Source organism: Nonomuraea sp. NPDC050227, assembly GCF_044459705.1.
Lineage (GTDB): Bacteria > Actinomycetota > Actinomycetes > Streptosporangiales > Streptosporangiaceae > Nonomuraea.
In genome coordinates, this window is sequence record NZ_JBITJF010000002.1 from 886,132 (window position 1) to 899,335 (window position 13,204).

14 protein-coding genes are annotated in these 13,204 nt (G+C 71.1%); 5 read left to right on the plus strand and 9 right to left on the minus strand.

Going from position 1 to position 13,204, the window contains the following annotated elements; translation table 11 throughout:
* The 3 genes from ACIBK9_RS11435 to ACIBK9_RS11445 all read right to left on the minus strand — a co-directional run bounded on the left by ACIBK9_RS11435 (nt 1) and on the right by ACIBK9_RS11445 (nt 2,706).
* On the minus strand, nt 1-1,527 hold the full coding sequence (locus tag ACIBK9_RS11435) for an MFS transporter (protein ID WP_397157212.1): 1,527 nt from the start codon (nt 1,525-1,527) through the stop codon (nt 1-3).
* 71 nt (nt 1,528-1,598) lie between these two features.
* On the minus strand, nt 1,599-2,027 hold the full coding sequence (locus ACIBK9_RS11440) for an ester cyclase (protein ID WP_397157214.1): 429 nt from the start codon (nt 2,025-2,027) through the stop codon (nt 1,599-1,601).
* A gap of 22 nt (nt 2,028-2,049) precedes the next feature.
* Nucleotides 2,050-2,706, minus strand: coding sequence for an FMN-dependent NADH-azoreductase (locus ACIBK9_RS11445; RefSeq protein WP_397157216.1), 657 nt, complete (start codon nt 2,704-2,706; stop codon nt 2,050-2,052).
* 233 nt (nt 2,707-2,939) lie between these two features.
* On the opposite strand from ACIBK9_RS11445, the gene sigJ reads away from it, so the two are divergent.
* Nucleotides 2,940-3,875 (plus strand): RNA polymerase sigma factor SigJ, encoded by a 936-nt coding sequence (gene sigJ, locus ACIBK9_RS11450; protein ID WP_397157217.1) that lies wholly within the window; start codon nt 2,940-2,942, stop codon nt 3,873-3,875.
* 278 nt (nt 3,876-4,153) lie between these two features.
* Here the strand turns inward: sigJ and ACIBK9_RS11455 are convergent, their stop codons facing one another.
* The gene (locus ACIBK9_RS11455) at nt 4,154-5,101 is read right to left on the minus strand and encodes a hypothetical protein (RefSeq protein WP_397157219.1); all 948 of its coding nucleotides are present in this window, start codon (nt 5,099-5,101) and stop codon (nt 4,154-4,156) included.
* Nucleotides 5,098-5,481: a PadR family transcriptional regulator gene (locus ACIBK9_RS11460; protein WP_397157221.1), complete on the minus strand. Its 384-nt coding sequence runs from the start codon at nt 5,479-5,481 to the stop codon at nt 5,098-5,100. The genes ACIBK9_RS11455 and ACIBK9_RS11460 overlap by 4 nt, the downstream gene beginning before the upstream one ends.
* Before the next feature lie 296 nt (nt 5,482-5,777).
* On the opposite strand from ACIBK9_RS11460, the gene ACIBK9_RS11465 reads away from it, so the two are divergent.
* The 3 genes from ACIBK9_RS11465 (at nt 5,778) to ACIBK9_RS11475 (ending at nt 9,380) form a co-directional block, all read left to right on the plus strand.
* The gene (locus ACIBK9_RS11465; RefSeq protein WP_397157222.1) at nt 5,778-7,127 is read left to right on the plus strand and encodes an alpha/beta hydrolase; all 1,350 of its coding nucleotides are present in this window, start codon (nt 5,778-5,780) and stop codon (nt 7,125-7,127) included.
* Nucleotides 7,128-7,213: 86 nt separating this feature from the next.
* Nucleotides 7,214-7,978 carry an alpha/beta fold hydrolase gene (locus ACIBK9_RS11470; RefSeq protein WP_397157223.1) on the plus strand — a complete coding sequence of 255 codons (765 nt, stop codon included), beginning with the start codon at nt 7,214-7,216 and terminating at the stop codon, nt 7,976-7,978.
* Nucleotides 7,979-8,465: 487 nt separating this feature from the next.
* Nucleotides 8,466-9,380 carry a hypothetical protein gene (locus ACIBK9_RS11475; RefSeq protein WP_397157224.1) on the plus strand — a complete coding sequence of 305 codons (915 nt, stop codon included), beginning with the start codon at nt 8,466-8,468 and terminating at the stop codon, nt 9,378-9,380.
* Nucleotides 9,381-9,390: 10 nt separating this feature from the next.
* On the opposite strand, the gene ACIBK9_RS11480 is transcribed toward ACIBK9_RS11475, so the two are convergent.
* Genes ACIBK9_RS11480 through ACIBK9_RS11490 form a run of 3 tightly spaced genes read right to left on the minus strand, consistent with a single transcriptional unit; the run spans nt 9,391 to nt 11,370 of the window.
* The gene (locus ACIBK9_RS11480) at nt 9,391-10,251 is read right to left on the minus strand and encodes a LysR family transcriptional regulator (protein ID WP_397157226.1); all 861 of its coding nucleotides are present in this window, start codon (nt 10,249-10,251) and stop codon (nt 9,391-9,393) included.
* Nucleotides 10,252-10,296: 45 nt separating this feature from the next.
* Nucleotides 10,297-10,575, minus strand: a complete 279-nt coding sequence (locus tag ACIBK9_RS11485) for a hypothetical protein (RefSeq protein WP_397157227.1) — start codon at nt 10,573-10,575, stop codon at nt 10,297-10,299.
* A 51-nt stretch (nt 10,576-10,626) separates the two neighbouring features.
* On the minus strand, nt 10,627-11,370 hold the full coding sequence (locus tag ACIBK9_RS11490) for an SDR family oxidoreductase (RefSeq protein ID WP_397157229.1): 744 nt from the start codon (nt 11,368-11,370) through the stop codon (nt 10,627-10,629).
* Between the two features lie 71 nt (nt 11,371-11,441).
* Here ACIBK9_RS11490 and ACIBK9_RS11495 point away from each other — a divergent pair, with 71 nt between their 5' ends.
* Nucleotides 11,442-12,275 (plus strand): LysR family transcriptional regulator, encoded by an 834-nt coding sequence (locus tag ACIBK9_RS11495; protein WP_397157231.1) that lies wholly within the window; start codon nt 11,442-11,444, stop codon nt 12,273-12,275.
* Between the two features lie 37 nt (nt 12,276-12,312).
* On the opposite strand, the gene ACIBK9_RS11500 is transcribed toward ACIBK9_RS11495, so the two are convergent.
* The gene (locus ACIBK9_RS11500; protein WP_397157232.1) at nt 12,313-13,167 is read right to left on the minus strand and encodes a LysR family transcriptional regulator; all 855 of its coding nucleotides are present in this window, start codon (nt 13,165-13,167) and stop codon (nt 12,313-12,315) included.
* Between the last annotated feature and the right edge of the window lie 37 nt (nt 13,168-13,204).

The following is a 13,204-nucleotide window of genomic DNA, read 5'->3' on the forward strand; positions in this document are numbered from 1 at the left end:
TCAAACGTCGGTGTCGCGAGGCCGCTCCGCCCCGAGCGGGGGCACGTGGCGCAGCATCGCGAGGCACAGCGCCGTGGCGGCGGCGATGGCGACCCCCGCGACCAGGGAGGCGACGTTGAGCCCGGTGGTGAAGGCGTGCCGGGCCGCCTCGACGGTCCCGGGCGGAAGGCTGTCGGTGATCGCCACGGTCGCGTTCAGGCTGTCGGTGAGGGGGCCGGAGCTCTCCGACGTCAGACCTTCGGGCACCGTCACCTGGGTGCGGTAGACGGCGGTGGTGAGGCTGCCGAGCAGGGCGACGCCGATGGCGATGCCGAGTTCCTGGACCGTCTCGGAGATCGACGCCGCCGACCCGGACCGCGCGGCCGGCACCGCGCCCACCACCATGTCGGTGCCCAGGGCGGCGAGGGCGCCCAGCCCGAGGTAGACGAACGTGAAGCCGGCCGCCACGGGGACCGCGTCGTCGAGCCCCGCGGTGGCGAGCAGCGCGTAGCCGGCGAGGGACGCCCCCAGGGCGGCGCCCATGACCGAGCCGGGACGGAAGCGCCGGGCGACCAGCGGAGCACCGATGGCGGCGGCGAACATGGCCAGCGCCGGCGGTCCCATCCAGAGCCCCGCGTCGAAGGGGGTGAGCCCTTCGACGAGCTGGAGGTACTGCGTGACCAGGTACATCGAGCCCCCGACCCCGGCCAGGCCGATGAGCAGCACGCCCAGGGCCACGACGAAGGCCCGGTTGCCGAACAGCGTCACGTCCAGCAGCGGGTCGGGCAGGCGGCGTTGGCGGCGTACGAACACGATCGCGGCCAGAACGCCCGCTCCGGCGCAGGCGAGGGCCGGGCCGCCGGGCCCCTCGGAGGCGATGTGCTTGACGGCGTAGATGACCGGCAGGATGGCCGCCAGGGACAGGCCCACGCTGACCAGGTCGAGCCGGCCGCCGGACGGGGCCGCGTACTCGGGAAGCAGGGCGCGCGCCCCGGCCAGGACGACGAACGCGACGGGCACCGCCGCCAGGAACGGCGCTCCCCACCAGAAGGAGTCCACCAGGGCGCCGCCCACGATCGGCCCGGCGGCCATGCCGAGCGCGAACATCGTGGCCCAGACCCCGATCGCGACCGCGCGCTGACGCGCGTCGGGGAACATGTTCGAGATCAGCGACAGCGTGGAGGGCATGAGCGTCGCCCCGGCCACCCCCAGCAGGGCTCGCGCGAGGATCAGCAGCTCGGCCGTGGGGGCGAACGCGGCGAGCACCGAGACCGCCGCGAAGGCGATCATCCCGGCCCGCAGCAACCGGCGCCGTCCGATCCGGTCGCCCAGCGTGCCCATGGTGACGAGGAACCCGGCGACGAGGAACCCGTAGGCGTCCATGATCCACAGCAGTTGGGTGGCTGACGGCGACAGGTCGGCCGCCATGCTCGGCGCCACCAGGTACAGGACGGTCACGTCCAGCCCCAGCAGCACCGTCGGCATGGCCAGCAGGCCCAGGCCCGCCCACTGGCGCGCCCCCGCCCGCGTGAACTGTCGCTGCGTCATCGGGTCCCCCTCGCTCTCCATCATGTTGAACGGTAGTACAACTTGTACGTACGTTCAACATGATGGCCGGGTCACGACGGGAACAGACCGAGCTGTCTCAGCTGGGCCAGGACGTCGACGATCCCCCACGTCTCGACGATCCGGCCGTCCGCGAAACGGACGATCATGATCTCTCCGTAGGTGATGGATCTGCCGGTCGGCGGGACGCCCATGTACTCGCCCCGGTGAGTCCCGGTGACCGTGTTGCGGAGCACGACCTTGTCGCCCTCGGCGATCACGTCCTCGACCTCGATGTGCAGGTCGGGGAACGCGTGCAGGAGCATCGCGCCCACCTGTTTGAGGGCTTCCGCCCCCGTTGCGGCGATCGGCAACGGAGTGCGGATCAGCACGTCCGGATGCACGACCTCGTCGACCGCCTTGCCGAAGGCCTCGACGTCGCCGCTGCTCTGGGCGTCGTGCAGACGGGCGAACGCCGCCTTGTTGCGTGCCACCTGATCCATTGACATGTCGCTCCTGTTCGGGTCAGTGGGAAACGGTTCGCGGGAGTCGCCTGGCCGCGGTCGCCCGGCCGGCGGCGCGGGCCGCGGTCAGGGCCTGGGCGTGGAGGCCGGCGGCGAGGTCGCGCAGGTGTTCCATGCCTGGGCTGGTGGCGGCGAGGGTGAGCTCGCGTTCGACGATGGTCAGGTCGGCCTGCCACATGTCGGCGAGGACGCGCCGAAGGTACGGGGTGGAGTGGTCCCAGCCCTCGCGCGGCGTGCCGGGGGCGTAGCCGCCGCCGCGCACGGTGGCCAGGACGGTCGGCTTGCCCTTGAGCACCGGGCTGCCCAGGGGCGCCCCGGCGATGACCAGATCGACCCAGGCTTTGAAGTGCTGGGAGACGCCGAAGTTGTACAGCGGCACGGCGAGGAGGACCGTCTCGGCGGCCGCCAGTTCCGCGACGAGCGAGACGGCGAACGCCAGCGCCTCGCGCTGCGCGGGCGAGCGGTCGGGCTCGGGCGTCAACGCGCCGAGGTGGGCCTGGGCCCAGGCGTCGGCCGGCAGTGGATCGGTGCCCAGGTGCCGGCGCACCACCGGCTCGTCCGGGTGGGCGGCGGTCCATTCGGCTTCCACGATGTCGGCGAGTTCGGCGCTCGCCGAGGTGCCGGGAAGGATGCTGGCGTCAAGCCGGAACAGACTCAAAGTGGCTCCCCTGGGGTGGGGCCGCGACGACGCGGCGTGGTCGAACGAGGACGGACGTGCTGGCCTGTATGCGGCGGCGGGGCTTGGTGCGCCCTTCCGTGGCGGCCAGGACGTCCGCGTGCAGTTCGACAACGCAGCCCCCGGAAACGTCAGGTGACGGCATCGGCCTCACATTCCGGCACGCTGTCTTGTCGAGCAGGAAGAAGGCAGACACGACCGAGGGAGCCGTCACGATGACCAGCCAGAACAGGCCGGATGCCGTTGGTTCAGGAGGAGGGTGGCTCGATCCGGGCCTGGACGTGGTCATCAGTGAGCGGCGTCACCTGATCAACCTCGCCTACCGGCTGCTGGGCTCGCTGGCCGAGGCCGAGGACGCCGTGCAGGAGACCTACACCCGCTGGTACGCCATGTCCCGGCGGCAGCAGGAGGCCATCGAGTCGCCCGGCGCCTGGCTGACGACGGTCGCCAGCCGGATCTGCCTGAACCTGCTCGGCTCGGCACGGGTCCGGCGGGAGACCTACGTGGGCGAATGGCTCCCCGAGCCGCTGCCCGAACCTGCGGACGGCGGTACGGTCTCCGATCCGGCCGACCGGGTCACCCTGGACGAATCGGTCAACCTGGCCTTCCTGGTCGTCCTCGAATCGATGACCCCGGCCGAACGCGTCTCGTTCGTCCTGCACGACGTCTTCCGCTACTCCTTCGCCGAAGTCGCCGAGATCGTCGGCCGCACCCCCGCGGCATGCCGCCAGCTGGCCTCCTCGGCCCGCCGCCGCATCCGCGCCGCCCAGCCCGCCGCGGCCCCGGCGACCCGGCAGGCCGGCATCGTCCGGGACTTCAAGCGGGCGTGGGAGGCCAAGGACATCAACGCCCTGATCGGCCTGCTCGACCCCGACGCCGTGGCGATCGGCGACGGCGGCGGCCTCGCCGTCACCTTCCTGGACCCCATCGAAGGCGGCGAACAGATCGCGCACGCCTGGATCGAGATCGCCCACCGCCGGCCCGGCAACATGACGTACCTGGAACGCACCGTCAACGGGCGGCCCGGGGTGGTGGCCGAGCAGGACGGCGTCATCGTGACGGTGTTCGCGTTCGAGGTCGCAGGCGACAGGATCAAGCGCATCTGGGTCGTGCGCAACCCCGAGAAACTCCGTCACTGGACGACGGGCTGAGACGTGCCTGCCTGGCGCCTTCGGCGGATGACGTGGGCGATGGAGGGCGAGATCGCAGGCGGGGCGGTCGCCGTGCGCGCCGATGACGGTGGCTGCCCGATCTCCGCCAACCGCTCGGCCGCGTACCCGGGCGCCGACGGACCTGATCGTCGGCGGCATCGACGCCGCGGCTCAGGACTGACGCCGGCGCCGGGTCGGCACGTGACCCTGAACGTCGGGCCGGTCAGCACGGTGGTGCCGCCGGCGACCACGCGTTCTCTGCGCGTCGCCCGGCGATCTCACGTACCGCTTGTCAGGCGCTTCGCTGGTCCGGAGGCGGGAGCGCCGGTTCTGGCCAGCCACGCCGCGACGGCCAGCAGGGCCACCGTGGTCGCAGCCACCGCTGGAAGGTTCGCCGGATCCCCCACCCAACGCAGCCAGTTGAGGGTGACGGTCATGAGCGGCAACACGATGAACACCGCCCGCCGCCCGACAGGCGAGCGCACCGCCATTACCGCCGCCACCGCGAGCACCAGAAGGAGGAGGTAGTCCCCCTCAGGCGAGGGGGGAAGCCGACTGCTCGCCGCCGCGCCGACGAGCGAGACGGCGGCCCATCCGGCCAGCCGCCGGGCCCCCAACGGAGCAGGACCGGATGAGGGAGCGAACGTCAGCATCACTGCGACCAGGCAGGCGGGCAGGACGAACCGCACCACGCTGCCGAATCCCGACCCCACGAGAAGCACGCCGTCCCACGCCACATAGACGGGCGAAAGGCCGAGATCGGGCGGGCTGGCGACGAGCCCGGCGTACAGTACCGCCCACCCCCATGCCACGGCGGCCGCGACCCTTCGCGAGTTCCGCCATGCCAGAAAAACGATCAACCCGTACGGCAGGGCGATCATCAGTGGCCTCAAGGTCAGCATCGGACCCGCCACTCCGGACCGAAGCGACATCTCTACGAGAGCACCGGCTTGACCGACTTCGAGGACGAGCAGCCAGATCGGTGCCAGAAGCGCCGCAACGTTGAAGGCGGCACGCCAGTGCCCGCGGGAGACGGGCCCCACGGCACGCCACAACCGGATGGCGAAGGCTCCTCGCAGCAGGTCGAAGGTCTCGCGGACGGTCGGTCGGTCTCGGCCGGGTGCGGCTGTCGCGAGGAGGACCGCGACCATTTCCTCCTCGTGCAGCGCGCGGTGCTCCTTCGGGTACCACGCCAGTAACCGCCGGTAACGGTCCTCCAGATTCACGATGCACTCCCGAGGAACTCGCGGCCAGGCGTCGCCACCTTGAGGCTGTACGCCGAGCGGAGTCTGGCGCGCAGGCGAGAGGAGGCGGTGTCGGCGTTGCGACGCAGGTGCTCCGCTTCGGCGGCCAGCCGGGCTTCGCCCGCGGAGGTGAGACGGTAGTAACGCCGCGCGCGGCCGTCGACGACCTCCTCGCGGTCGGTCTCGACCAGCCCTTCCCCCTGGAGACGGTCGAGCGCGGCGTACAGCGTGCCGGCTTGTAGCCGTACCCGTTCGCCTGAGATCTGCACGACGTCCGTGATGATGCCGTAGCCGTGCTGGGGCCCGGCCGCGAGCGCCGTGAGGATCAGGAACGTCGGCTCCTGCATAGGTCTTCGACTCATGTGATCTATATATAAAGATAAGTTGAGCGACTTGCAAACTCGTATGTACCGCCCTGGCTGGATCGCGCCGAGAAGAGACCCGTTCACGGCGACCCCGAGTTTCTGTGCGGACTTCACGGGCCGAACGCGATGAACTGTCGTCCGTTCGGCCGATGCGGCAGGCCGAAAGGCCGATGACGGAGGCTGGCGAGCGGGAGACGATCTAGATCATGAAATGGACCCCCCTCGTCACGGGCTTGGCGCTGATCGCGACAGCGGTCCCGGCGGCCCCTGCCGCTGCGACCCCATCAGCGAACGTGACCAGTACAGACGCGATCGACTGGCGAGCCTGCGGGAAGGAACCCGGGGCCGAGTGCGGCGCCCTCGCCGTGCCGGTGGACTGGGCGACGCCGGACGGGCCGCGGGTCTCGCTGAACATGACGCGACGCAAGGCCACCGGAGAACGGATCGGGACGCTGTTCTACAACCCGGGCGGACCAGGGACGGGTGCGGCCGACCTGGTGCGGGACTGGGCGCCGTACTTCTTCTCCGACGAGCTGCGCGAGCGGTTCGACATCGTCGGGATCGATCCGCGCGGGGTTGGCGGCAGCGAGCAGATCCCATGCGGGAAGGCGGTGCACGATCCGGCCGTCACGCAGTTCCCCGAGACGCGGCGGGAGTATGACCGGCTCGTCGCGCACAACCGGGCCGTGGGCGAGAGTTGCGGGCCGTTGATCCGGCACATGGACACCGGGAGCGTGGCACGGGACTTCGACGCGGTGCGGGCCGCGCTGGGCGAGGAGCAGATCAGCTACCTGGGACGCTCCTACGGGAGCATGCTCGGCACCGAGTACGCGCGGCGGTTCCCCGGCCGGGTACGGGCGATGGCGCTGGACGGGATCGTCGATCACGGGATGAGCTCGCGCCGGATGGTGCGCGATGCCGCGGCGGCGGTGGAGGACGGGTTCGACAGGTTCGCCGGGTGGTGCGAGCGGACCCAGGAATGTGAGCTGCACGGCCGGTCCGTACCGCAGGTGTGGGACGCTCTGGTGCGCAAGGCGGAGGAGACGCCGATCCCCGTGACCGGCGGGCGTCCGCTGACGGCGGACGAACTGCGCTACGTCGCGTACGCGATGCTCACCATGGCCCCCGACTTCAACGGCGGTCTGGCCCGGGGCATCGTCCAGGCGGAGCAGGGCGATGCGGTGCTCTTCGGGCAGATGCGGGCCGAGGCGCTGGACAACCCTGCGACGACCTCGGCCTACCGGGCGGTCCTCTGCCAGGACATCGACCCTGACATCAACGGATTCCCGCAGCTCAGGACGCGGGCTCGGGACGTCACGCGGAGGGCCCCGCACATGCGCGGGACGTCGGAGTTCTGGGACATGACGACCGGATGCCTGGGATGGCCCGTCGCGCCGTCCAATCCGCAGCGGCCGGTGCACATCACCCAGGCGCCGCCCGTTCTGCTGGTCGGGAACACGCATGATCCCGCGACGCCGCTCGCCTGGGCCAAGAGCCTGGCCAGGGGCATCAAGGGGGCGCAGGTGCTGACCTATGACGGCGACGGGCACACCTCATACCTGCGTAACGCCTGCGCGACCGGGAGCATCGACCGTTACCTGATCTCCGGGACGCTTCCCGTGCCCGGCACGGTCTGCCGCTGAACCGTGTGCGACGTGCGGTGAGTTTCCGGCCGCCGTGTCGTACCAGTCTCGTAGACCCGTACGCGACGAAGGGAACGAGCGGCACGATGGCCGACTACATCGAAGTGAACGGCGTGCGCACCTGGTACGACGAGCGCGGCGCCGGAGACCCGCTGGTCCTCCTGCACGGGGGCCTGACCGACAGCCGGGACTTCACCGGCAACCTCGACGCGCTGGCCGAACGGTTCCGGCTGCTGCTCCCTGAGCGCCGGGGCCACGGTCACACGCCCGACGTGCCGGGGCCGTTCTCGATGGAGGCGTTCGCGGACGACACCGCGGCGTTCATCGACGAGACGGCCGGCGGTCCCGTGCGGCTGGCCGGATACAGCGCCGGGGCGATGGTGGCGCTGTGGACCGCCGTGCGCCACCCGCACCTCGTCGAACGGCTCGTCCTGATCAGCGGCTGCTTCCACCCGGACGGGATGATCCTGCGGCCGAGCACCGACGCGCCGCCTCCGCCGCCACTGGTCTCCGCCTACGCCGAGGTGTCGCCGGACGGGGCCGGCCACTTCCCCGTCGTGATCGCCAAGGCGGCCCGGTCGGTCACCGAGGACCGGCCGCTGACCCCGGACGACCTGGCCGCCGTCACCTGTCCCGTGCTGGTCATGACCGCCGACGACGACATCGTCACCCTGGAGCACACCCTGCAGATGTACCGGACGCTGCCCGCGGCCCAGCTGGCCGTCGTCCCGCAGACCTCGCACCTGCTGCTGCACGAGAGGCCCGAGCTGTGCGTCCGGCTGGTCGGCGACTTCCTGACCGGCACCCCGGCTCCCACCTGGATGCCGATCCGCCGCGCCGCGGGCTGGTAAAGGGACGAAATTCGGTTCGATCTGGATTGCGACATCTGCACCCCGCCAGAAAGGCGCTCAGACCCTGGCAAACGTCGGCGGATTCACCGAGCGGCCGGATGCTCTGTGCGGCACCCGAGACCGTTCCGGCTCCCGTACGGGACGGCGATCATGCCCGGTACGTGGGTATGCAGGCCCATCTGGCCTGGCACCGCTTACGGCGTTTCTGGCGCCTCGCCCCACGATGCCCTCAGCGGGCCGCCACCACCGCCTGTCGGTGTACTCCTGTGAGCGCTCCACCTGGTACGCATCATGCGCACCACGTCGGGCGACGTTGGTGTCCGCCGATGACCGCGACCTGGTGTGGGTTGCGCGGCAGTGGGCCATATCGAGAACTGTCCCGGTGATCCCAAAACAGTCTTGGACGAGCGGTTGCTGAAATCGTTTTCTGAAAGGGCTGGAGCCGCACCTCCCCTCGTCACCCCGCTCCGGCACCGGAAGGAGAACCATGAGGTCGTTGCGCATGCTGGCCGCCGTCACCGTGACGCTGGCCCTGACGACGAGTCCGGCGACGGCTCAGTCGCCGCCGCCCGGCCGGGACAAGCCGGTCACCATCGTCTCTGATCAGGCGGGCGAAACCTTCACCGAGTCCGTCAGCGCGGCGGATGCCATCGGAGTCCGGACCATCACCTGGACCTCGAACACCGGCGCGAGGCTCAGGCTTCAGGGAGTGCTGCCCGGCAGCACCGTCCGGGTCGTCCACGCGGCGTCTCAGGTCCCCGGTGTGAACCCTTCCGCCCAGCTCGCCGGCGGCCGAGCGGTCGGACTGTCCATCACCGGGCCGAACCTCAGCAAGTCCGAACTGCTGAAATACGCCGGGTCCGTCCCCGATCCGGCGACCAGCGGGGCCGCCGCCGCCCTGAGCACCCCGGTGGACCGGAACCCGGACTGGTGGCTGGTCGCCGACTACTGGTTCGGCAACGCCCACATCTACGGCTGGTACGGCTACTGGCTGGTCAACAGCGACGGAGCCGGGAACTGGGGAGTCCTCGGCCAGATCTGGCACAGCGCCAGCGACCAGGCGAAGGGCACGGAGATCAAGCAGACCTGGCAGTGGACCTGGGTCCCGCCCGGCAACTTGATCGTCGACCAGGACCCCAAGTGGACGCAGTTCTTCGAGCCCTGCCGGCAGCAGCCCATCTCCGTCAGCTTCCTCGGCTTCTCGATCGGAGGCAGCATCTACAACTGCCGGGGCCAGGTCGACCCCTGGGCTTGGGCCAACAGCACCGACAGCGGCGTCGGGGTGAGCTGGAAGGGCAAGAGCGGCTACACGACCATCGGCGGCGCGGTCGACTTCGCCATCTACAGCCCCTCGACCGCGGCCTGGAATGTCTCGGGCTGGATCAGGCTGATCGATGACTGACCGCTAGTTGTCAGGAGCAGTCCTGGGCCCAGGCGAGGCTCGCGGCGATGTAGCCGGTCACCAGGGGCGAGTGATCGGTGCTTCGCCTGGCCAGGACGAGGTGGGTCGAGGGATGATCGGCCAGCGGGACGTAGCGCACGCCGGGGACGGGATTCGTCCGCGTCGTCCGCTCGGGAACGAAGATCGCGGCCTGCTGCCACAGGACCGCGTGCAGTCCCTCGCCGAGTGATCGCACCACCGGACCGTCGCCCGGAATCTGCCAGAACTTCACCCAGGTGGGGTCCGCCTCGCTGGGCAGCCGGACGGTCCGGTGGCCGTACAGCTCGGCGCGAGCGATCGAGAGCCGGTCGGCCAGCGGGTCGTCGATGGGCAGCGCCACGTATATCGGCTCCGCCCGGACCGCGTGAAGCGCCAGCCCGGTCTCGTCGAACGGCGTGAACGTGATCGCCACATCGACCTCGCCGCGCCCCAGACCGATCGTGGGATCGGCCACGTTGCCCTGGCGAAGCTGGACCCGCGAGGCCGGATAGCGCTGGGTGAAGCTCCGGGCAGCCTCGGCCGACAAGGCCGACTCGGCCGGGCTCAGCACGCCGACCCGCAGTACCGGCTCACCGTTCGCCTGCCGTACTCGCTCGACCGCGCCCGCGGCGGCGGCGAGCAGTCCCCGGGCCTCCCTGAGCAGCACCTCGCCGGCCATGGTGAGGATCATCCCGCGCGCGGTGCGGACGAAGAGCGCGCATCCCAGCTCCGTCTCCAGTTCGCGGATGCGCTGACTCAGCGGCGGCTGGGAGATGAGCAGGCGGCGGGCGGCGCGTCCTACGCTGCCCTCTTCCGCGACGACCACAAAATACTGCAATCGACGTAAGTCCACACGCGCGACGGTATATCGAATTCTTGACTATGGATCTACCAAGGGTCATGAACTTGAGCAGCGGCTCGGCCTCGTCGAGCCACTGGGAGCGGCATACAGCACGACCTCCGCTCCGGCGAGCTCCCCGGCCACCCGGTCCACCTCGGCGGCGTCGGCGGCGTCGGTGATTCCCCTGGACACCGGGACGCCGGTGGGCGGCGGCTCACCGGTGATCTTCCGGAGCCCGGCCACACTCCGCGAGGCCCGGTACAGCGCTTTCCCCTGCACCAGCGCCGACACGTTGTCACCGACGCCGACCACCGCGACCCGCACTCGTTCGACCATGAACGCCAGGCTACGGCCGCCCGCCCGCATGACGGCGCTCGGCGGAGGCGGTCACCAGGGCACCACGCCGTCGTCGTCGAAGAACCCTCCGGTCGGGCCGTCCGCGTCCAGGGTGGCCAGTCGGACCACGATCGCGGCGCCGTCGTCGGCCGTGCGGGTGACAGGGAGGCCGAGGTGCCGGGTGAAGTCCGTCGCGCAGGGACCAGGGGTGCAGGCGTTGACGAGGATGCCTCGTTCCCGAAGGTCCTTGGCGTACTGCACGGTCAAGGAGTTGAGCGCCGTCTTCGACGGCGGGTACGCCGCGTGCCCCGCCAGCCGGGACATGTAGTGATCCGGATCGGTCATGCGGGCGAGCGACCCGACACCGCTGGACACGTTGACGATGCGGGCCGCCGCCGACCGCGACAGCAGCGGCAGCATGGCGTTGGTCACCGCGATCACACCGAAGAAGTTGGTCTCGAACACCCGCCTGACCAGGTCGAGGTCGGCGGCCGCCGGCTCCGTGGGCCCGGGGCTGCCGGAGATTCCGGCGTTGTTGACCAGCACGTCGAGCCGGCCGAAGCGGTCGCCGATCCGGCCGGCGGCCGCCTCGATCGTCGCCGCGTCGGTGACGTCGAGCACGATGGCGTGCAGGTCACCGCCGCCGTACCGGAGCGCCTCGGCCGCCTCCTCGCCACGCCCGAGATCCCTGGAGCCGAGAAGCACCGTCGCGCCGCGGTCCGCGAGCCGGCGGGCGACGGCCCGCCCCACTCCCCTGTTCGCCCCCGTGATCAGGGCGATCGTGCTGTCCGTCATGGGGACGACCTCACCACCGGGGGCCACGGCAGGACAATGCCCGGCTGAGTCTCGGCCGATACCCTCAGGGTATGGATCGCTTACAGACCCGCGAACTCGCGTTCTTCGTGGCGGTCGCCGAAGAACTGCACTTCGGGCGGGCGGCCGAGCGTCTCGGCATCGCGCAGCCGCCGCTGTCCAGGGCGATCGGCCGGCTGGAACGCCGGATGGGCGTGACCCTGCTGGAACGCAGCAGCCGAAGGGTCGCGCTCACCCCGGCCGGCGAGGTGTTCCTCACCGAGAGCCGCCGGGCCCTGGACGCGGTCGACGCAGCCGTGCGACGCGCCCAGCGGGCGGCCCGGCCCGTCTCGCGGCTGGTCGTGGCGATGAAACCCGGCGGTGACTGCGGCCTGCTGCCCGGCATCCTGGCCGCCTACGATGCCGAGCCGGACGCGGTCCCGGTCGACATCGTCCTGTGCGCGGCCCACGAGCGCGCCGGGATGATCCGCGACGGCCGCGCCGACGTCGGCCTGCTGCACCGCTCGAACACCGATCTGACCGGTCTGGACTTCGCGGAACTCCTGACCGAGGACCAGGTCGTCGTCCTCCCCCGGGGCCACCGCCTGGCCGGCCGGGCGAGCGTGCGCCTCGCCGACCTGGCCGGTGAGACGATGCCCCACTGGTCGGCCGACACCTCGAACGAGCTGTCCGTACGGGACGTCGGCCAGCTCCTGCAGCTCATCGCGCTCGGCCGCGCGGTCGCCGTGGTGCCCGCATCCGTACGCGGCCAGCTCCGCGACGACCTGGTCTGCGTACCGGTCACCGACGCCGAGCCCACCACCCTCGTCCTCGCCTGGCCACAAGGAGGCCGAGCACCCGCACTCGCGGCATTCGTCCGCACCGCAACCAGCGTCGCATCACGATGAGGAGGAGAGCGCCGTCAGGCCCCGACCCTGCCAGAGGTCATTGCTCGGCCAGGTCGAGGAAGGCCCGTACGGCAGGTCCGCAGTCGCTCGGCGACAGGACGGCCAGGGCGAGCGTCCGGGTGAGGCGCGGTTCGAGCGGCCTGGTCGTGACCGGTCCGAGCCGGGCCGGCAGGCCGAGCGTGGGCACGATGCTGACCCCCAGGCCCGCGGCCACCATTTCGAGGATGGCCGATTGGCCGCCGGCCTCGTAGGCGACGTCGAGCTGGACGTCGGCCCGGCGTGCCGCGTCGGTGATGAGCGGACGGCAGCCCGCCGTGGTGAGGATGAACGGCTGCCCGGCCAGGTCGGTGATGTGGACGGTCTCCTGCCCCGCCAGGCGATGGCCGGCCGGCACCACGGCGACCATCTCGTGCGTGCTGAGCGGGATCGTGTGCAGGCCGGGGGCCGGGAGCGTGACCACGCCGACCTCGGCCGCGCCCCCGCGCAGCCAGCCGCGGACGTCGTCGTCGGCCCCCTCGAACAGGCGTACCTGGACCTGGGGGTGGCGATCGGTGAAGGTCCGCAACCGGTGGGCGATGAGGGTGCCGGTGGCGCTGGGCAGGCTGGCCAGCCGGAGCGGCCCGGTGACCTCACCCGCGGCGGCCGCCACCTCCGCGCGGATCAGGTCGAAGTGGCGAAGAGCCTCACGGGCGCGAAGATGGGCGCGCCGCCCGGCCTCGGTGAGGGCGATGCCGTCGGTGTGACGGACGAACAGGGGTGCGCCGAGCTCGCGTTCGAGAGCGGCGACAGCACGGCTGACCGCGGGCTGGGACATGCCGAGCAGGTCCGCCGCCGCGGTGAACCCGCCCTGCTCGGCCACCGCGATCAGCGCTCGGAGCTGCGTCAACGTCATGGGGCCATACCCTAAGTGGTATTTGACCGGCGGTGGC

Coding starts and splice junctions, on each gene's coding strand:
- ACIBK9_RS11435 (WP_397157212.1), bottom strand. CDS start 1,527: ATGACGCAGCGACAGTTCACGCGGGCGGGGGCGCGCCAGTGGGCGGGC.
- ACIBK9_RS11440 (WP_397157214.1), bottom strand. CDS start 2,027: ATGGATCAGGTGGCACGCAACAAGGCGGCGTTCGCCCGTCTGCACGAC.
- sigJ (WP_397157217.1), top strand. CDS start 2,940: ATGACCAGCCAGAACAGGCCGGATGCCGTTGGTTCAGGAGGAGGGTGG.
- ACIBK9_RS11460 (WP_397157221.1), bottom strand. CDS start 5,481: ATGAGTCGAAGACCTATGCAGGAGCCGACGTTCCTGATCCTCACGGCG.
- ACIBK9_RS11470 (WP_397157223.1), top strand. CDS start 7,214: ATGGCCGACTACATCGAAGTGAACGGCGTGCGCACCTGGTACGACGAG.
- ACIBK9_RS11475 (WP_397157224.1), top strand. CDS start 8,466: ATGAGGTCGTTGCGCATGCTGGCCGCCGTCACCGTGACGCTGGCCCTG.
- ACIBK9_RS11485 (WP_397157227.1), bottom strand. CDS start 10,575: ATGGTCGAACGAGTGCGGGTCGCGGTGGTCGGCGTCGGTGACAACGTG.
- ACIBK9_RS11490 (WP_397157229.1), bottom strand. CDS start 11,370: ATGACGGACAGCACGATCGCCCTGATCACGGGGGCGAACAGGGGAGTG.
- ACIBK9_RS11495 (WP_397157231.1), top strand. CDS start 11,442: ATGGATCGCTTACAGACCCGCGAACTCGCGTTCTTCGTGGCGGTCGCC.
- ACIBK9_RS11500 (WP_397157232.1), bottom strand. CDS start 13,167: ATGACGTTGACGCAGCTCCGAGCGCTGATCGCGGTGGCCGAGCAGGGC.